General features: G+C 45.9%; 14 protein-coding genes. 7 read left to right on the top strand and 7 right to left on the bottom strand.

Features of this window, described 5'->3' with window-relative positions; all coding sequences use genetic code 11:
• Positions 1–71: 71 nt before the first annotated feature.
• Positions 72–2126 carry an ATP-binding protein gene (locus NO559_RS00350; protein ID WP_258329777.1) on the bottom strand — a complete coding sequence of 685 codons (2055 nt, stop codon included), beginning with the start codon at positions 2124–2126 and terminating at the stop codon, positions 72–74.
• Positions 2127–2325: 199 nt separating this feature from the next.
• Positions 2326–4062, bottom strand: coding sequence for an amidohydrolase (locus NO559_RS00345; protein WP_258329776.1), 1737 nt, complete (start codon positions 4060–4062; stop codon positions 2326–2328).
• Positions 4063–4287: 225 nt separating this feature from the next.
• Here NO559_RS00345 and NO559_RS00340 point away from each other — a divergent pair, with 225 nt between their 5' ends.
• From NO559_RS00340 to NO559_RS00330, 3 genes are all read left to right on the top strand, one after another.
• On the top strand, positions 4288–6006 hold the full coding sequence (locus tag NO559_RS00340) for a bifunctional sulfate adenylyltransferase/adenylylsulfate kinase (protein ID WP_258329775.1): 1719 nt from the start codon (positions 4288–4290) through the stop codon (positions 6004–6006).
• Positions 6007–6084: 78 nt separating this feature from the next.
• Positions 6085–6546: a hypothetical protein gene (locus NO559_RS00335; protein ID WP_258329774.1), complete on the top strand. Its 462-nt coding sequence runs from the start codon at positions 6085–6087 to the stop codon at positions 6544–6546.
• Positions 6547–6658: 112 nt separating this feature from the next.
• The gene (locus NO559_RS00330) at positions 6659–6964 is read left to right on the top strand and encodes a hypothetical protein (protein WP_258329773.1); all 306 of its coding nucleotides are present in this window, start codon (positions 6659–6661) and stop codon (positions 6962–6964) included.
• A 16-nt stretch (positions 6965–6980) separates the two neighbouring features.
• On the opposite strand, the gene NO559_RS00325 is transcribed toward NO559_RS00330, so the two are convergent.
• From NO559_RS00325 to NO559_RS00305, 5 genes are all read right to left on the bottom strand, one after another.
• A complete protein-coding gene (locus NO559_RS00325; RefSeq protein ID WP_258329772.1) occupies positions 6981–8372 on the bottom strand; it encodes an MATE family efflux transporter in 1392 nt (463 codons plus the stop codon).
• Positions 8373–8376: 4 nt separating this feature from the next.
• Complete coding sequence (locus tag NO559_RS00320) at positions 8377–9567, bottom strand: aromatic ring-hydroxylating dioxygenase subunit alpha (RefSeq protein WP_258329771.1); 1191 nt, start codon at positions 9565–9567, stop codon at positions 8377–8379.
• A gap of 124 nt (positions 9568–9691) precedes the next feature.
• Positions 9692–11932, bottom strand: a complete 2241-nt coding sequence (locus NO559_RS00315) for a CHASE2 domain-containing protein (RefSeq protein ID WP_258329770.1) — start codon at positions 11930–11932, stop codon at positions 9692–9694.
• 70 nt (positions 11933–12002) lie between these two features.
• Positions 12003–13343 (bottom strand): FecR domain-containing protein, encoded by a 1341-nt coding sequence (locus NO559_RS00310; RefSeq protein WP_258329769.1) that lies wholly within the window; start codon positions 13341–13343, stop codon positions 12003–12005.
• Positions 13333–14049: a response regulator transcription factor gene (locus NO559_RS00305; RefSeq protein WP_258329768.1), complete on the bottom strand. Its 717-nt coding sequence runs from the start codon at positions 14047–14049 to the stop codon at positions 13333–13335. The genes NO559_RS00310 and NO559_RS00305 overlap by 11 nt, the downstream gene beginning before the upstream one ends.
• 248 nt (positions 14050–14297) lie before the next feature.
• Between NO559_RS00305 and NO559_RS00300 the strand changes: the two genes are divergently transcribed.
• The 4 genes from NO559_RS00300 to NO559_RS00285 all read left to right on the top strand — a co-directional run bounded on the left by NO559_RS00300 (position 14298) and on the right by NO559_RS00285 (position 18077).
• Positions 14298–14699 (top strand): hypothetical protein, encoded by a 402-nt coding sequence (locus tag NO559_RS00300; RefSeq protein ID WP_258329767.1) that lies wholly within the window; start codon positions 14298–14300, stop codon positions 14697–14699.
• 19 nt (positions 14700–14718) lie between these two features.
• Positions 14719–15954 (top strand): TMEM143 family protein, encoded by a 1236-nt coding sequence (locus NO559_RS00295; RefSeq protein WP_258329766.1) that lies wholly within the window; start codon positions 14719–14721, stop codon positions 15952–15954.
• Between the two features lie 160 nt (positions 15955–16114).
• The gene (locus NO559_RS00290; RefSeq protein ID WP_258329765.1) at positions 16115–16933 is read left to right on the top strand and encodes a mechanosensitive ion channel domain-containing protein; all 819 of its coding nucleotides are present in this window, start codon (positions 16115–16117) and stop codon (positions 16931–16933) included.
• A 34-nt stretch (positions 16934–16967) separates the two neighbouring features.
• A complete protein-coding gene (locus tag NO559_RS00285) occupies positions 16968–18077 on the top strand; it encodes an OmpA family protein (RefSeq protein WP_258329764.1) in 1110 nt (369 codons plus the stop codon).
• The last annotated feature ends 734 nt before the right edge of the window (positions 18078–18811 follow it).

Genomic DNA, 18811 nt, shown 5'->3' with positions numbered 1-18811 from the left:
CACCTTTAAAAACTTGGAGGATAGGCTGCCATTATCGGCAATGCGGCTTGGCTAGGCAATAGCAGTAGGGTTTAGCTTAGGTTATTTAAATCGCCTAAAAGCTTTTTCAAAGCGCTAATGTTGATGGGTTTGGTGAGGTAGTGATTCATGCCTGCCTCTTGGGCTTGTTGGCGAAACTCACTTAAGGCATGTGCGGTTAGGGCTGCTATATGCGGTTGTTTAGCGTTGTTGCTAAGCTGCCTGATTTTCCTGCTGGCAGTAAAGCCGTCCATGATGGGCATGTCGCAATCCATAAGAATGAGGTCATAGTGGCCATCATTGTGCTGGAACATTTCTATGGCTTCTAAGCCGTTGCTGCACAGGTCGGGCTTAATGCCACATTGTTTGAGCAGGCCTTCAATAACCAAGCGGTTAGTGGGATTATCGTCGGCGATTAAGACTTTTAGCGATGTTGCAGTTGCCTGCAGTTTGTCGGTAGTGGTGTGGGTGGCTGTGGTCAGCTGGTTGTCTGCTGCTGGCTCTAGCGGTAGCGTCACTACAATCTCAGTACCTTTGCCGGGTACGCTGCTGGCTTTAATACTGCCTTGCATAAGGTTGACGATATTTTTGCAGATGGATAGACCTAAGCCTGTGCCCTCTATGACTTCGCCGTGGTGAACAACTTGCTCAAAGGGTTCAAAAAGCTTGGGTATGGCTATGGGGTCTATGCCTATGCCGGTATCAGTTACGCTAAAAAACCATTGCTGGTCATCTATAGGCCCATAGCTAACGGTAATATTGCCCCGCTCGGTAAATTTAAGTGCGTTGGCGATTAGGTTCATAAGCACTTGTTTTAGGCGCTGTTTATCAAGGTTGAGTTGCTCTGGTAGGGGGCCTTGTTGTTTTAATATAAGCTCAACATTTTTGTTATGGGTTTGCTTGAGTAGCCAGATCACGCTGGTGAATAATTCTTTAACGGGGGTGGCAGTGGCTAGCAGTTGCAGCTTGCCAGCATTGAGTTTTGAATAGTCTAAAACATCGTTAATTATGGTGAGCAGTAAACTACCGGAGTCGCGAATAGTATCTAAATAATTTTTTTGCTCTTGGCTTAATGGAGTGGCGTATAGCAGCTCTACCATGCCTAATACCCCATTCATGGGGGTGCGTATTTCATGGCTGATGGTGGCTAACAGTTGGCTTTTAGCTTTGCTGGAGGCGTTAGCTGCAATGATTTTATTTTCGATTTCTATTTGTTTTTTATTGGCGATAAGTTGCGCGGTTAGGTCGGCGAGTTCATTGGCGTGGGCTATATCTTCTACTGCCCAGCGTCGGGCGTGGCCTACCACTTCATTGCAGATAACACCTATCACCTCTCCTGCCAACCGTATGCTCACGTCTAACATGGCGGTTACACCTGTGGCGGGGGCGTATTCTTTAAGAAACTCCTGGGTGCGCGGGTCTTGGGCGATGTCGCTAATATCCATGCCCCTGCCTGTGCGTATGGCTTTAAAATATTCGGGGTAATCTTTTTCATATAGCGTCACATTCGTGGCGTGACTGTGAGTGTTTTTTTGGTAGAGGGTGATTAAATCTATGCCATCGTTTTGTTCGTTAATTAGCCACAGGCCAACTCTGTCTACATTTAGGGTGATAGCCGATTGTTCGGAAAGTGTTTCGCAAAAGGGTATCAGCTCCCCTTGGGCAAGGTGCGGGCTGCTGGCTAAGGATAAGAGTAATTGCTGATGCTGTTGGGTTTTTTCTAGTTGTTTGGTTTTGGGGGTTAGGTCGCTAATAAAACCTACTAGCTCGGTAAGTTGCCCCTGTTGATAGATACCTACGCCGTGCTCCCATACATAATGTATTTCGCCCGATTTATTAATGATGCGGTATTCAATGTCGTATTCGTTATGATGTTTTAGTTTTTGTTGAATTTCTTGCCAGCTGGGCTCTTGATCGTCGGGGTGTATGAGGCTGTGCAGGGGCAGTTGCTGATTAATAAAACTGTCAACCTTGTAGCCGGTTAGGTTTTCTATACCGTCGGTAATTTCTATCATGCAGCGCTGCTGTGTATTTTTACAGCGATAGGCCGCCCCCGGAAGTTTGTTAAACAGCGTATTGGAAATGGGTTGGCTGGGGAGATTAGGCATAGAGTTATGTTTTGCAGATTTTTATGCGTGAATGTTTTATTAGCTAATATAGGTAGTGAAGCATAGGGAGTCCACTTATATTGTTCTTACTGGGGGATAATAACTAAAGATTATAGCTTGTGGGCGGTTTTATTTTCTCAGCACAAACAAAAATGCAGCCCTAAGGCTGCATGGTATATGGGGTTTTTACCGTATAAGGCTAAGGCTGTGAGTACACTAGCTTACCGCCTAAATAGGTTTGGCTTACCGCGACTTTGTGTATCTGGTAAGGGTCAACCTCAAAGATATTGTCAGCCAGCACTACGAAGTCCGCGAGTTTGCCCACGCTGATGGAGCCAATTTGATCTTCCATATGCATTTGGTAGGCACCGTTAATGGTGTAGCCGCGTATTAATGTGGCTATATCCAGGCGCTCATTAATATTGGGCTGGATTTTGGCATTGGGCTCGCCAGCGCTTTGGCGAGTATGGCCTATCTCTATATTAAATAAGGGTGACATGCCCAAGGTGCCTGCGCCGGTGGCGGGGTAGTCACTGCCAAAGGCCATTTTTACCCCGGCTTCTTTGAGGGTGTTAAAGCGGAAGTAGCGGTTAAATTGGTCTGCACTCACAAACTGTTCGCCAAAGTCATCGTAAGAGGCCCATAGCGGGGTGCTTTGCACAGTAACCCCTAGTTCCGCAAAGCGTTTAATTTCTTGGTCGCGTATCACTTGCACATGGCAAATCGCATGGCGGCTGCTGCTATTGGGGTGAGCTTTTTTGGCTGCTTCTATGGCGTTTAAGGCATCGGCTATGGCACGTTCGCCTAAGGCGTGTATATGCACGTCTATATCTTTGGCGGTGGCTTCGGTGACCATATGATCCATTTGTGCCTGGCTAAATACATGGGTGCCTTTATTGCCGGGCTCGCCTTGGTAGTCTTCAAACATCCCCGCAGTGCGCCCTTCTATGGTGCCGTCATCCATAATTTTTAGGGTATTGATATGGTACATGGGGCGTTTGCTAGCGTTTCGTTTGGCTACGGTTTTTTCTATTGCGGTGTTATAGGACTCTGGGGTCATGGCCGCATGCGAGCCTACCATGCGCACGGTAAATTCGCCTTGCTCATAGAGCTTGTCTAAGACTTCGATTTGTATGTCATCAATGCTTAGGGCGCCTGCATCAAATACGGCGGTAATGCCGTAGCTGTTCATAATATCGAAAACATCAGCTGTACCTAGGGCTACGCTATCGGGGTTGATAATATTGAGCGCATCGACGGCGGCCGAAGCGGCATCTTCCAGAAAGTAGCCGGTAGGGTTGCCCTGGGCATCACGTTTGTAATAGCTAAAGCCAGGGGTGATGTCGGGGGTGTTTTTATTGATGCCTAACACTTGCATGGCTTTGCTGTTAGCCCAGCCACCGTGAAAACCTTCATCCATGATAAATACTGGGCGGTCGGCAACCACGCTGTCTAATTGCGCAGCAGTGGGGCCTTCGGGCCCAAAGGCGCTGGCTAAAAAGCCATAGCCAAACAGTACGGGGGCATCGGGGTTGGCGGCTGCATAGTCGGCTACGGCTTTAACCCAGTCCTTGGGGGTGGCGTAGGTGTCTAGCGATAAGCTGCGCACATAGGCGCCACCGGCGGCGGGGTGAGCGTGAGAGTCGATAAAGCCCGGTAATAACATCTTGCCAGCTAGGTCTTGTAGTTGGGTGTTGTCACCGGCCCATTGCTGTACCTCCTGATTAGACCCTACAAAGACTATCTTGCCATCTTTTACGGCTACGGCCTCAGCCCAGGGCTGTTGCTCATCAACGGTATAGACTTTGGCGTTGTTTAAGATTAGGTCGGCTTTGGCCTGGCTGGCAGGCGGGCTGCCGGGTGAGCAGGCGGCTAGGGCTGCGCTCAGGGCGGTTAGGCCCAGTTGTTTGATAAAGCGGGAATTAAGAACTGACATAGTAGCTCCGGGGTTATTGTGATTATAGTAAGTAAAAGCTTATTTTGTGTCGCCAATATAATCACTAATCAGCGGTTTGGCTATAGCGATGGCTTAGAATTAATGGTTTGTATGTTAAATAAGCAAAAAGTCCGGCGCCGTGTGGCTGTTAAGCTGCACTATTTCTATAGCTGCATTTAATTTAAAAATCCGTAGAATTAGCCACTCTAAAAAGAAGGATAATGTATGAGTGATGTAATCCCAGCTGGCACAGCTCACGGTGGCCAATTATTAGACCTATATGCACAAGGTGAGGCTTTAGTTGCCGCCAAAGAGCAGGCTAAAACTAATCTCTCCTGGGATTTAAGCAAACGCCAAATGTGCGATATAGAGCTGTTGTTGAATGGTGCTTTTTCGCCCCTAAACGGTTTTATGAATGAAGCGGATTACAACGCCGTACTGGACAGCATGTGCTTGGCCGATGGCACTTTGTGGCCCATGCCTATTACCTTGGATGTTAGCGCCAGTTTTGCCCAGCAGTTGAGCCCGGGGCAAACCATTACTCTGCGCGATGCCGAAGGGGTGGTGATAGCCAATATGACGGTTAGCGATTGCTGGCGGCCTGACAAGGCCCGCGAAGCGCAAGCGGTATTTGGCAGTGAGAAAGACTGTCACCCAGGGGTGCATTACTTACAGGCTGAGGCTGGTGAGTACTATGTAGGGGGCAGTTTAGTGGGGGTTACACCGCCACTGTATTATGACTTTAAACAATACCGTGACAGCCCCCGCTCGCTGCGCAAAAAGTTTGCTGAGTGGGGGTGGTCTAAGGCCATAGCTTTGCAAACCCGCAACCCCATGCATCGCGCCCATGTCATTATGACTAAGCGCCTGATGGCCGAGAACAATGCTAATTTTGTTATTCATACAGCAGTAGGTATGACTAAGCCCGGTGACTTGGATCACTACTGCCGGGTGCGTTGCTACGAAAAAGTATTAAAACGTTACCCTCAGGGTTCGGCGCAATTAAGTTTATTGCCGTTGGGTATGCGCATGGCTGGCCCCCGTGAAGCGCTATGGCAGGCGATTATTCGGCAAAACTACGGCTTCACTCATTTTATAGTGGGCCATGATCATGCCGGCCCCGGTTTAAACGATGAGGGTTGTGCCTTTTATGAGCCGGAAGCCTCCCAGCAGTTAGTGCAGTCTTATCAAGCGGAACTGGGGATAAAAATATTGTCGGCACCTTTTTTACTCTATGCCCAGGGGCGTGAAGAATTTTGCGAAGAAGGCCAGCTGCTACCCGGAGAAGAGGGTTTGTATATTTCGGGGGCAGAGCTGCGAGAAATTTTAAAGCGCGGCGACCCAGTGCCGGATTGGTTTGCCTTTCCGGAAATTGTTGAAGAGTTACAGCACACCATGCCGCCACGGGCTAAGCAGGGTTTTACCGTGTTTTTTACCGGCTTGTCCGGTTCGGGTAAATCAACCTTAGCTAATGGCTTGATGGTACGTTTGCGTGAACGCGGTGGTAGGCATGTCACGTTATTAGACGGTGATGTGGTACGCAAAAACCTATCCAGCGAGCTCAGCTTTTCTAAAGAGCATCGCGAACTGAATATACAGCGTATAGGTTATGTGGCCAGTGAGATTACCAAAAACGGTGGTGTAGCCATTTGTGCACCTATAGCCCCCTATATTGCTGGGCGCCGCAGTGTGCGTAATTTAATTGAGGGGGTGGGCACATTTATAGAGATACATGTTGCCACCCCTATAGAGGTTTGCGAAGGCCGTGACCGTAAGGGCCTGTATGCCATGGCTAGAGCGGGCAAGGTAAAAGGCTTTACCGGCATAGACGACCCTTATCAAGAGCCAGAAAATCCGGAGATGCGTATAGATACCTCGCAGTATGAAATGGCCGAGGCCATTGATATAGTGGTAGCACGCTTAGAGGAAATTGGTGTGATTTAAGCTACACTGCCAAGAGGGTTTGCAGTTAGCTGTAGCAAATTAGGGCGCAACAATAACAAACATAAAAGAGCGATTATTATGAAAATTACACTATTAACTACCATGGTAAGTCTTTTAATTTCATTGCCTGCTGTTGCTGATAAGCCAGAATGGGCGGGCAAGGGTAAACCCACAGCAGAGCAGAAAGCAGCACATACTGCAGCTATGCAGGCCAAGGATGAGGGTGCCGATGAGTTAGAAGAAGAGATGGCGGAGAAGAAAGATAAACTGAAAAAAGAAAAAAAAGCCAAGAAGGATAAAGCCAAAAAAGCTAAAGCTGACAAGGCTGAAGAGGGCATGGACGACGATATAAGTGACGATATGGATGAAAATAAAGCTAAGGCCCAACAAAAAAAGAAATCCATGAGCGATAAAACAGAGCAGGTTCAAAATGAGGCCACTAAAGGCTCTGAAAAAGGGCAGGAAGAGCGTCAGGGCCGTAAAAAATGGTGGAAAATCTGGGGGGATGATGAGACTGCCCCAGCTCAAGATAGTCAGTAAATTTATCTGGATTCAGGCTTAGGCGTTTATTAATTGCTTAAGTCTGATAGTTTGGCAGTGGTTCATTGGGATCAGGTTTTAAGCATATTGTCATAGAGTTTAAGAGCTTGTTATGAGTAGCTGGTTTCTTAAAAACCTTGGTGATCCATTGCTGGCTGATGATAATTTAGAAAAAATAAAAACTTTATTTATCGCAACTTATGACGCTGCGGGCAGCCCTAGTGAGATGGCTGTGTTTAGGCGGCATGAATCGCAAAGCTTGCACTGTGAATTAGTGCTTTATTTCCCTCCCCTGGCAGCTGCCCTAGCCTCAGAACTCAATGCTCATCCCTGTACAAAACCTGAGGCCCATGATTTAAGTTTATGGCTGGGCAATGAAAGGGCTTGGCCATTATTATTTTCAGAGCACATGAATTAGCCTCTGTTGTTACGGTTTAAACGCTGAGTTCAGCTACGAGCTGTGCTTGATCTTTGTGGCAACGTATATTTTGTGTGTGCAACTTAAAGCGTAGCCATAGTGCTAGGCAGGCAACGCTCAGGCCTATTAATATTCCATACCATAAGCCTACCGGCCCCATGGGGGCTGGGCTTAAATAATTGCTATAACACAGCACTAAACCTAGCGGTAACGCAATTAGCCAGCCACAGGCGGTGAACAATAAATAAGGTATTTTTATATCGTGATAGGCACGCATAATAGCCAGCATGACATATTGAAAACTGTCGGGTAGCAATAAAAATGCGCTGATTAACATGATGCTATTGGCCAAGCTGGCGGTGTTGAGGTCATCGGTGTATAAGCCAATAATAAAGCTTGCGCCAGTGTAGAGCCCCAGCGCTAATAGCATGGCGATAGATAAGGTGCTGTATATGCCAGTGTTAATGCAGCGGCGTATTAGTTTGCTGTTATTGCTACCTATCGCTGTAGCGGTGCGTATAGTTACCGCCTGTGACAGAGCAAATATCAATACAAAAATCACCTCGTAAAATGTTCTTACCATTTGGTTAGCAGCTACAGCTTGGGTGCTGGTGGCTGCTAATATAAGCGCCACCGATACAAAAATTAAATTTTCTGACATGGCACCTATACCGGCGGGCAATCCTTTGAGTAATAGTTTTTTAATCTCTGAAAACGGTATACGGTAGTATTTTTTTAAAAGTTGATGACGGCTGTAATTAGGATTTTTTATACAAATAACAAAACAAACTAGCATTAAGATAGCTGTTAATGATGTGGCGTAGGCACAGCCCACGCCCCCCTGCGCGGGAATAAACCAAAAGCCAAAAACCAGTAAGTAGTTGGCCAGCGCATTAAAAGCTAAACCTATAATAGCAATAATCATGGGTAGTTTTACTTGCCCTATACCTTCAGCAAATAATGTTAGAGCGGTGAATAAGGTCCATAAAAATAATGCTGGCGACAACCACATAATATAACTGCTAGCCACTTGTTGAGCTTTTTCGCTAAGGGAAAAATAGGGCATTAGCCAGTGCGAGCAAAAAAGCAGGGCGCTGAGTAATAAGCCCCAACAAATAGCTAGGCGTAAACCACTTTGTAAGGATTTATCTAAGTGCTGAGTTTTGTTGGCGCCTATATGCCTGGCGGCATAAGTAGCAATAATAATTAAAGCACCAAAGCTAAATACGATTAGCGGGCTCCAAAAGGCCGCACCTAAGGATACTCCGGCCAAATCATCTATGCTGGCATGGGCTGCATAAATCGCATCACAAAAAGCCATACCCATAGCGGCGGCTTCAGCTATGGCCATGGGGATGGCTAGCGTTATGAGTTGCTTAAACTCCTGTATAAAACAGGCTAGTTTCATTGGTTTATACCTCTTGCAGGCTTATAGGCGAGGTGTTTTTAACTGCCAGGCTGGATAGTAGGTATTGGTAAAACAGCCAGTTGGCCTCTTCTAGTTTTGTTAATGGGCCTTGCGTGGCTTGTGCAGAGCTTAAGCCTTTAATCCAGGCTTGCATCAGTGCTGCGTCTTCTTGCTCTATGGTGTCAAATTGCTGCAGGATAGTGGCTACGCCGGGGTTGTTGCTTTCACCTTCAGGCACTAAAAGAAAGGCTTCGACTACATGGCTGTCTTTGCTCATAGGGTAAATAATGTTGATGTCGAAAAATCCCCCCATGCTGCCAATGAGTAAATTGGGGAATAGCGCGTAATAAACAAAGCCCTGGTAGTGTTGCTCTATGCTGGACGGGGGGAATAAATCCAATTTAACGGGGCCTAGGCTGCGATCAATGTTTTTGCAGTAGGGGTTAATTAATGCTGCATAGCGTTGGTTGCCATGGTCTACATAGGTGCTGCTGGCGCGAGATACTTTTTGAAAGGTATTAATATGTGCGCCTATATGATGATAGGACTCCATGGCAATCTCCATGGCCAGTTTCCAATTACCTTCATAATTTGTCTTTGTGGTGTTGGGATGTATGTCGTAATGGCTGATCTTAGCTTGCGATAGTTGTTGTTCTAGCACTAGTAGCTGTTTGGGGAATTCACCGGCTAGACCATTGATATTAATAAAAATAAAGCCTTGCCATAGTTGTAGTCGATACTCAGGCAGGCGGATCTCTTGCTGTGTAGTACTGAGTTGTGCATGAGGGCTTTGCTGAAGTTGGCCATTATTTATATCGTAAGCCCAGCGATGGAAGGGGCAGATTATTTTGCTGATATTACCTTTGTCTGCCGAGATGTCAGACTTGCTATTTTGATTCGCCAATGTAGGGCAGGCTGCCATGTCCATGGCGCGGTGGCGGCAAACGCGGCTATAGGCCCGCAGTTGTTTTTGTTCATCGCGTAGGAGTATAAGTTTATGGTCATAAACATCTTTTAAAACATAGTCGCCACAATTGGGTAGCTCTTTAGCTAACCCCAAGCAAAACCACTGTTCTTCAAAGCTGGCGCGTTTTTCCCAGTAAAAAAAAGACTCATCAGTATATGTGTGAGCGGGTAGCGAATAAGCTTGGCCTAATGGCAATAAGCAGCGTTGTAGTTCCCTGTTAAAATCCATTTAAATATCCTGTATAACGCCGGTTTTGTTTATGACGTTAAGGCCTATTGTTTTTTTGTTGTTAGTGTTGTTATCGGCGTTTTGAATTTTTTATTGAGTTTTTTGAACGCAACAATCTAAAGCGCTAAACAGGATTAGCTTTGGGGAGCTTAAGGGTGAAGCAGCTGCCTTCGCCTAGTTGGCTGCTAACCTCTATCTGCCCTTGGTGTTTATGGGCAACTGTGGCTACAAAGTGCAGCCCTAGGCCGCTGCCCATTTCATGCTGGTGTTGCTTGGCGCGGGTGTAGCGATCAAACAGTGTGGGCAGCTCATCAGCGTTAATGCCGCAGCCTTGGTCACAGACTTGTAATAATAGCTGCTCATCTTCAGCTATCAGTGACAAACTAACCTTGCTGTTGGCAGGGCTATATTTAATAGCGTTTGAGAGTAGGTTGATTAAGGCTCTTTCTAACAGATTGTTATCCCCTAGTACCCAGGCATCTTCATTGCTGCGTTGGGTAATAATGTTGATATTTTTACTGTGAGCTAAAGCTATTGCCTGGGTCTGGGCGCTGTCGAATACTGAATGTAGGTCACATAAATGCAGTTGCTCGTGAGTTATGGCTTCTGCACGGTTGAGTTGTAAAAAACTTTCAGCATAGGATAAGTTCTTTTGTACTAATAGCGCTATGTTGGCTAATGCCTGTTGCTGAGGGTTTGTATGTTTTTGCTGTTGTTCAATAATAGCTAGTACAGAAACCATGGGGGAGCGTAAATCATGTGATAAAAAGTTTAGTGCTTCTATACGTGATTTTTCTGCTGCTTTTAATTGACTAACATCAGTGATGCTAATAATGAAGGTGTCGTTGTGTGAGCTGTTAATTGCCGCCACATGGCCTTGGCAAAACAAATCTTTGCCGCTGTGTTTGTGTGTGCCTTGTAGGGCAAAGGCCGGGCTGTTGATTTGTAAGTCGTTAATAACAGATGGCCAATTATAGTTCTGCAGCTCAATGTTAGAGAGGGCTGCGTAAAGATCCTGTTGCTGTTGTTCTGTAGGGCTTATCATCTCTGCGAAAGCTTGGTTGCTAAGTATAATGCGGCCACTTGTGTTGCTGATAATGACGGCATCATTTAACTGTTCTAGGCTTTTTTGCATTAAGCGTTGGTTAGTTTGGGCGATATTTCTTAACTGTTTTAAGCGGTTAATGGTTTGTGAGACTAATTCACTGCCTTTAGCTTTTGTGCTTGGCTTTTTGTTAGCTGAAATTGCTAGTGCTGTAGTGATAGGGCTGGATTCCAGATCGTTCATTTCTTGGCACAGGTAGTGCAAGGCTACTTCTAGGCGTCGCCAGCTCCATAAAGGGTAAAAGGCTAACAAGGCAATAATGATGGGGCTGATGGCTAGCCATAGTTGGGCCTGTAGCTGCAGTAGAGCGCTAATAGTCACTAAGCCTATAATGCTTAACAGTGTGGCCGTTAAAAATGCGCGGGGGCTGAGCCTGCCTAATATTAATAGCAAGATAAACACGCTGATGCTGTGACAAATAATGAGCGTAGTGCGGTTTAGTTGTTGTATGAGCACGCCGTTGCGCAGCGCGTGAAAAGCCCAGGCATTAAACTCTACCCCGTTCATGGTGCCTATAGGTGTGGTTATAGTATCGCCAAGCCCGGCGGCGCTGGCACCAACAAAAACCAAGCTGTGTTTTAATAAGCTGCTATCGACTTCCGCGTTTATTACATCGCTGTACGAAACGTGGCGCAAGCCTTGTTGCGGGCCTGGCATGGGTAAGAAATTATGAAAATCTCGGATAATATATTGTTGTTGTGATGTTGTATTGGCAGCTGCTTGCTGGCTGCCAGGTAAAGGCTGGGGGCCAGCTAACATTTGCCATAAGGCTAGAGACAAATGTGGCCAGTAAGCGCTGTTAACTCCTTCTTTTAAAAATAAGCTGCGCACCACACCGTCCTCGTTGGGAGCTACATGCACATGACCTATGCTGTGGGCTGCGCGGTAAAATAGTGGGGCGGGGGGGACTTCTAAAACCTGCCCCTGCAAACTGATTTGTTTGATGTATAAGGGCAGTAGCACTTTGCCGTGGTCGGCTATAGCTTGGGCAAAGGCGAGATCAGCCTCGGGATTGTTGCTGTCACTATCAGCAAAAATAATATCAAATGCTATAGCTTTAGCCCCAGCCTGCTGTAATTGTGTAATGAGTTGAGCGTGTTTGTCTCTAGGCCAAGGCCAGCGCCCTAGGGTGGCAATACTTTTTTCATCTATGTTAACAATTACGATGTCATTGGCGGCAGGCAGCTGGCTAAACTGTTGGACTTGATCGTATAGCAACCAATCAAATTGTTTGCTTATATTATGGCTGCTTAGCCACAAGCTAAGTAAACTTAGCAGTAAGGCTAGACTAATTAGCTCTTGATGGCGCCGTAGCCGGCGCCAATTGGATTTATAAAACAGCCAGCGCATATAAAACAAAAATAATGGCGGCAGGCCAATTGTTAGCGCTGGGTTGCCAGTGTAAGGCGTTGCTGTAGGCAGTGGTTTGCCCCTGTTCACCCTGTGCTTTTATACGTATATAAAGTGGCTGCTCGCCGGATAGTGTTAGCTGGGTGTGGTTTTGCCATTGCTCATCAATAATCTGCTCAAAGTTTTTATCTAAGGCGAGTTGATAGTAATAACGTTTCGCATTGGCCAGTGCTGGCCATTCTAATGTGGCAGTTTTGTTATATGATTTTAGTTTGCTGCTATCTAATATAGGCGTCGAGATTGCAGGAGCTATGCATAATCTTTGCTGGCTGGCTAAACCTTGTAATTGTTGCTGATCAACGGCGCGCAGTTGCAAGCGATAACAATTGGCGGCTAAATCTACGAGTTGATGCTGGCTTTGGGCTACTTGCCACTGGCTGATTAGCTCTTGCTGGTCGTTATCTTCGAACAGGCTTAATAAATAATGTTGGGCATCTTGCACGGGCTGCCATTGTAGCTGTAAAGGTAGTAATTGAGCTTGCTTATTAATGCTGAACTTTGGTGCAGGTAGTAGCGGCTTGGCTGGGTTTAGGGCTTGACCCTGTTTGGCAACAATGCCAAAGCCAGCGGCGACGGGTTGCGAATTGCTGGCAGCGCTAACGTCTACTAAACCTTCGAAAACTTCGCTGCGCATTAACGCTTGCTCGCCTATAACACTGCTCACGCGATATTCGGTGCCGCGCACGGCTGCCACGGCCGTGGGCGTGGTGATTTGAAAGCGGCTGGCGGGTTGGCGTTTAATGACTCGGGTTTTAACCGCGCCTTGGTTTAAGCGCATGCGGCTATCAACAATGCCTACGCCATCAAAGTTGGATAAGCTGTCTAAGAGTAGCTCAGAGTGGGGCTCTAATTGCATTAGGCTGCCATCACCAAAGCGCAAGTTGATATGGCCTTGTTGGGTGGTGATTTTACTACCTATCGCCAATTTATCACCGATGCTAGGGGCTAAGCTTATGTCGCTGTTGGGCGCTTGAATACTGACCTCACCCAGAACAAAGCGAACCTCCACGGGGCGAGGTATGGCCTTGAGCCAGTCTACGGGAAAGCTAATAACAAAACCGGGTGGTAAACGCTTGGGATAAGTGACCTTGTTAGTTTTAGCTAAGTCCTGCCAGCAGCGTGGGTGGGTGGTGTATTGCTTACACAGGTTCCAAAGGTTATCGCCTGGCCTTACGGTATAAAGCCACTCGGCTGCTTGGCTGCTAGTGATTACTAGTAGGCTGCAAATAAACGCTAGTGCTAAGCGTAATTTATTTATCATTGCTGTTAATGCTCATAGTAGTGGCAGGGATTTTTTCTAAACGGTAGCCGTGCTGGAAAATAGTTTTAATGCAGTAACCCATATCGGGGTTAATTTTTAAGCTGCGCCTTACTCTGCTGACATGTACATCTACAGTGCGTGTATTCAGTGTGGCTTCCACGCCCCACACGGTTTTTAATAAAAACTCACGGGAGAGCACCTTGCCTATATTGCTTAGCAGTAGTAGTGCGACTTCATAATCTTTTTGGGTGACTTTAATTGCTTCACCATGCACGGTAATGCTGCGTTTACGGCTGTCGATAACTATAGGGCCTAAACTTATAACTTCACTAGGCGATTCTATGCCAGCTCTTCTGCGCATAGCCTCTAGGCGCGCCATTAGTTCAGCTTGGCGTAGGGGTTTAATGAGGTAGTCGTCAGCGCCAGCACTGAGAGCGGCGACTATGTCTTCTTCGCTGTCACGTTGGGTGGTAAATAAAACGGGCAGATTATTTTGCTCAATGTTTCTTAGTGTGTTCAATACCTCTATGCCGGTTTGATCGGGTAGCTCCCAATCTAGTATGACCATATCGAAAAGCTGGTGTTTGCAAGCCTCTAAAAAATCACTGCCGTTAGCCTTGTGGCAAATATCGTGGCCAGCAGCGCTTAGCCAGTTACAAACTAGTTCGGCTTGTTGTGGGTCATCTTCTAGTAGGCCTATGTGCAAGGGCGCTTCCTTAATCCTGATTTAATCAAGCTATCTCGGCCTTCATGACTGAGTTTAAATAGCGGTAATAATACCGCGTATTGTGCTATTGCAGTTGTAAAACCGTGTAAAACGTTCTGATATTGCATGATAGCCACAGATTTTTACATTTTACAGGGTTTTACAATTGATATTAGTAAATATTGTTATGCTTGTTTCAGTAACTTAAACAATGAATTTACTGGCATTAGTGTTTATAGGAAATATCCATGAGTAGCTATCAAAATTATTATATGGTCTTAGATGATAATGTTAGCGATGCCATGACTGGGCATCGTCATGCCTCAGTGACGACTACCTGGCAGGGCCTATTCGCAATAAGAGCTTGGGTCACCGCTGGGGTTAATTTTAGTGGCCAGTTGAGCTTACAGTTAGAGTATGAGGATGGTAGGGGTAAGCATATAGTTGATGTGGATCAATGTGCGGTGATAAATAGTGGTAATGTCTTGCTTACCAACCAATTGAGCTTGTCAGTTCATGGCCGAGTGACTATGGCTAAATTAGGTATAGTTGTACGATCAGAGCAGCAGCCAACACTGACCTTGTTAGAGAGCTTAGTCAAACCCGCCAGTATTAAGGTGGATACTTATCTACAAAGGGCGGCTGTTTAACAGCGCTGGAGGTGGGGGCATGAGGGCAAGCAAAAATCGTTTCATTCCTTTTCGCAAGCATGACCTTGTTGAGATGTGCCTTACTAATATTACGCTGCAAGCGCAAGAGGATAGCTTTCGACAGATGGTGCGCATGCTAGATAGCGTGTTTCATTATGAATTTCATCAGCGCATAGAGCGATTAAAGAATAGCTACTCTTCGGTAGATCCTGATTCAGATACCTTGCCGTACCCCTGTCTATATAAGGTAACAAAAGGTGATGATGATTTTCCGGTGTTACTAGCGGAGTTGTTGGAAAAAGCGAATTACCAGCCCTTGAATCAGGGCGATATTCATCAAGCGATGCAAGAGTCCTCGCTTTTCAAAATACGCTTGCAGGTTGATTTTGACGATTTTTCAGAACAGTTATTGTTTTGTCGGGGTGAGTCTATACGCGAAGAACGCTTGACCAGCTGCTTAGGCTTGTTTTCTAAGACTATAAGATTTACCCATTATGATCGTGTGGTGATTTACATACGCTTTAAAGATGGCTGGTCAGAAAACCCTTTGCAACCCGATCATATGGCCGGTCGCAGCATGTTAAAGTTGTTTTGCAATGTGCCGAAAGCAGACTTAGAAATGCTGTTTCCTAATACCCAGGTGCGTATGCGTATGCGAGACAAGTTGTTAATAGGTGTGCCGGCAATTATTAGCGGCGGTATAGTGTTAACAACTAAGCTTAGTGCCACTTTGCTACTGTTGGGGTCGTTGCTGGGCTTTTGGTTGGGGCTGCATGCTGAGCCGGTAAATATCAATAATACTGCTATAGTTGCCTTATTGGCCGGTGCTGCTACGCTAGCGACTTATATATGGAAGCAGTTTGCTAACTTCAAAAACAGAAAGCTGCGGTTTATGCAGGAGTTGACTAAAAACCTCTATTTTAAAAACTTGGATAATAATGCCGGGGTTCTGTTCCGCATCACTAATGATGCTGAAGAAGAGGAGGTCAAAGAGGCCCTATTGGCTTATTTTATTTTGTTTGTCGCGGATAAGCCTTTATCAAGGCAAAAAATTGATACGGCAGTAGAGGCTTGGTTAAAAGATCTATGGCAGTGTGATATTGATTTTGAAATAGATGATGCGCTAAATAAGTTGCTAAACTTAGGCGTTGTTAAACATGATAGAGGTTTTTATAGGTCCATGCCTTTATCTGAGACTATCAATGTTTTAGAGTGCCGCTGGAATAAATACTTTAGCTCAACAGCGACAATGTAAGAGCCTACATTGGCAGTTGTAAAATGCTGTAAAATAATATGCTTGTATGATGTTTTTGCCGCGTTATAGTCCGTATAATTGTTTTCGTGCTGATGTGGAAGCAATTGAAATTTAGTTTGTGTGCATATATTAATTAACGATTAACATGAAGGGGCGAAATATGGATATACAAAAAATGCTTGATAATTATCTGCCGGTAATTATTGAGTACGGCGTTAAGTTGGCCTTGGCTGTTGCTATTTTTGTAATTGGTAAAATGATTGCAAAATACATTGCTACTGCGGTTAAAAACTCTATGGTAAAAAGTGGCGTAGACGGCACCATTAGCAATTTTACGGCTAACTTAATTAATGGCCTGCTGCTAGCTTTTGTGGTGATTGCTGCCTTAGGGCAAATAGGCATACAAACGGCTTCATTTGTTGCCATTATTGGTGCGGCGGGTCTGGCGGTGGGCTTGGCCTTACAGGGCTCATTGGCTAATTTCGCCTCAGGGGTGCTGATCATATTGTTTCGCCCCATAAAACTGGGTGATTTTATAGAGGCCGGTGGCGTGATGGGCACAGTGAAAAATATCAGTATTTTTAGCACTATTCTTAAAACCGGTGATAATAAAATTATTACAGTGCCAAATTCAGGTATTATGGGTGGGGCCATCACTAATTACTCAACAGAGCCTACTAGGCGTATCGATTTAATTGTGGGTATATCTTACGATGCAGATATACGCCTAGCTAAACAAATACTTAATGAGATTGTGGCTGCCGACGAGCGTGTGTTAGCTGATCCAGAAGTGACTATTGCGGTATCTGAGTTAGCTGATTCGTCGGTTAATTTTGTAGTTCGCCCCTGGGTTAATTCAGCGGATTACTGGCCTACGCGCTTTGATCTTACCGAGAAAATTAAGTTGCGATTTGATGAAGAGGGTATAGGTATACCTTATCCACAAATGGATGTGCACTTACACAAAGAAGTGAGCTAGCATAAAGCTTATTAATATAAAATTGGAGTTTATTATGATGAAAAAAACATTAGTAACAGCCATAGCCCTGTCTATAGCTAATATTGCACTTGCTGAAGATCACAGCGGCCAGTGGTATCTTAACCCTATGGTAGGCCACCAAAAGCCTGATAGTGAAAGACGCTTAAATGAAGATGTAGTCTATGGCTTGGGCGTGGAGTATCAATATAACGAATCATGGGGTACGGAATTAAAATACCTACAAGGCTCTATGGATAGCGAAGGTGTTCCCGGTAATGATGCTGATATGAAGCATTTATTATTAGAAGGTATCTATAACCTTAATGCTTTAGGTAATAACAAGTTTACTCCTTACCTGGCTTTGGGCCTTGGCCATCAGGAATATGACTACGACCTTTCGGGTGAAAACGGTGAAACTACGGCGACCTTTGGCCCCGGCTTTCGCTATGCCTTTAGTGATAGATGGTCTACTAAGGTTGATTATCGCTTGGTACACGCATTGGACTACAGCGAGAATGATGGTCTTTTCACCATCGCTTTGAGCTATGCCTTCGGCAAAACAGCCGCCAAGCCGGTAGCTCAAAAACCTATGGTAGCCGATGCTGATAAAGATGGTGTGATAGATAGCCAGGATCAATGCCCGAATAGTGCTATGGGTGTTAGTGTAGACAGCCGCGGCTGCGAGCTGGATTCAGATGGCGACGGCGTGGTCAACTCTAAAGATCAGTGCCCCAATACGGTTGCTGGTGCCAAGGTTGATGCCAAAGGTTGTGCTGAAAAACTGACTCGCACAGAGACCATAGTATTAAATGTATCTTTTGCTAGCAGCTCAGCGCAGCTAACTGATAACTTTATGCCAGAAGTAGAAAAGGCTGCGGCCTTTATGCGTAAATATTCATCGGTAACAGCTGTAATAGAAGGCCACACCGATAGCAGTGGTGGTGCCGCCTTTAACCAGCGTTTATCACAGCGCCGTGCCGAGGCAGTGCGCGATGTGTTAATTAACCAGTTTGGCATAGCCGCTAATCGTTTAACCGCTGTAGGTTATGGCGAAGACCGCCCTGTAGCTGATAATTCAACAGTAGCTGGCCGCAAGGCTAATCGTCGAGTAGCTGCGGTATTTAAAGCGCAAGTAACAGAGTAAACGCTGTAAATTAATACTGATATGTTTCGCCTTTACGCAAAGGCGGTATGACGTAACTATGAAAAAGCTCCTGCCTTGGTAGGAGCTTTTTTTTGACTGAGAAATCTTTGCTGATTGTGAGGTTTAGTTACGCCGATGGCTGAGCCGGATGCTCTCGCTACATGGTCTGGCCCCTCCCCCCTTTATCTAAAAAGACGACCGCGTCCGCTACTGAGCCTTAAGGCGCTGCGCTGTCTCATACGCTACCCCGGCTAGCCCTTTTATATTTTACGACAGCACCTGGCTCAACCCTCGTGCTAGCGTTTACTACTGTCGGTAAAAAATATGTACTTTGATGTACTACGATAGACAGGTAATGGCAGAAGGTTATTGCGGAATATAAAAGATGAGCGCTGAGTGAGCGCATGAGACCGACTGCCTTCCCCGCAGGGGAGGCGGGCTCAGGCGGGAGTGAAGGTAGCCCGGAGGGCCGCCATCATGGAGCAATGACCTTGTGCCATTGCCGGATTTAAAACTTCTAATTATCCCAACAGGTAAGCTTTCGGTTTTGTTTTTTTTGGGAACGTTCTAGACCAGCACAGTGGTTTACTAAACCCGATGACTGAGCCGGATACCGCCGCTACATGGTCTGGCCCCTCCCTCCTTTATCTAACAAGACGCCCGTGTCCGCTACAGAGCCTTAAGGCGCTACGCTGTCTCATCCGCTACCCCGGCCAGCCCTCTTATATTTCGCG

It is taken from the genome of Dasania sp. GY-MA-18 (assembly GCF_024734385.1).
GTDB classification, from domain to species: Bacteria; Pseudomonadota; Gammaproteobacteria; order Pseudomonadales; family Dasaniaceae; genus Dasania; species Dasania phycosphaerae.
This window is presented reverse-complemented; position numbering and strand designations above follow the sequence as displayed.

Coding starts and splice junctions, on each gene's coding strand:
- NO559_RS00350 (WP_258329777.1), bottom strand. CDS start 2,126: ATGCCTAATCTCCCCAGCCAACCCATTTCCAATACGCTGTTTAACAAA.
- NO559_RS00345 (WP_258329776.1), bottom strand. CDS start 4,062: ATGTCAGTTCTTAATTCCCGCTTTATCAAACAACTGGGCCTAACCGCC.
- NO559_RS00340 (WP_258329775.1), top strand. CDS start 4,288: ATGAGTGATGTAATCCCAGCTGGCACAGCTCACGGTGGCCAATTATTA.
- NO559_RS00335 (WP_258329774.1), top strand. CDS start 6,085: ATGAAAATTACACTATTAACTACCATGGTAAGTCTTTTAATTTCATTG.
- NO559_RS00330 (WP_258329773.1), top strand. CDS start 6,659: ATGAGTAGCTGGTTTCTTAAAAACCTTGGTGATCCATTGCTGGCTGAT.
- NO559_RS00325 (WP_258329772.1), bottom strand. CDS start 8,372: ATGAAACTAGCCTGTTTTATACAGGAGTTTAAGCAACTCATAACGCTA.
- NO559_RS00320 (WP_258329771.1), bottom strand. CDS start 9,567: ATGGATTTTAACAGGGAACTACAACGCTGCTTATTGCCATTAGGCCAA.
- NO559_RS00310 (WP_258329769.1), bottom strand. CDS start 13,343: ATGATAAATAAATTACGCTTAGCACTAGCGTTTATTTGCAGCCTACTA.
- NO559_RS00300 (WP_258329767.1), top strand. CDS start 14,298: ATGAGTAGCTATCAAAATTATTATATGGTCTTAGATGATAATGTTAGC.
- NO559_RS00295 (WP_258329766.1), top strand. CDS start 14,719: ATGAGGGCAAGCAAAAATCGTTTCATTCCTTTTCGCAAGCATGACCTT.
- NO559_RS00290 (WP_258329765.1), top strand. CDS start 16,115: ATGGATATACAAAAAATGCTTGATAATTATCTGCCGGTAATTATTGAG.
- NO559_RS00285 (WP_258329764.1), top strand. CDS start 16,968: ATGATGAAAAAAACATTAGTAACAGCCATAGCCCTGTCTATAGCTAAT.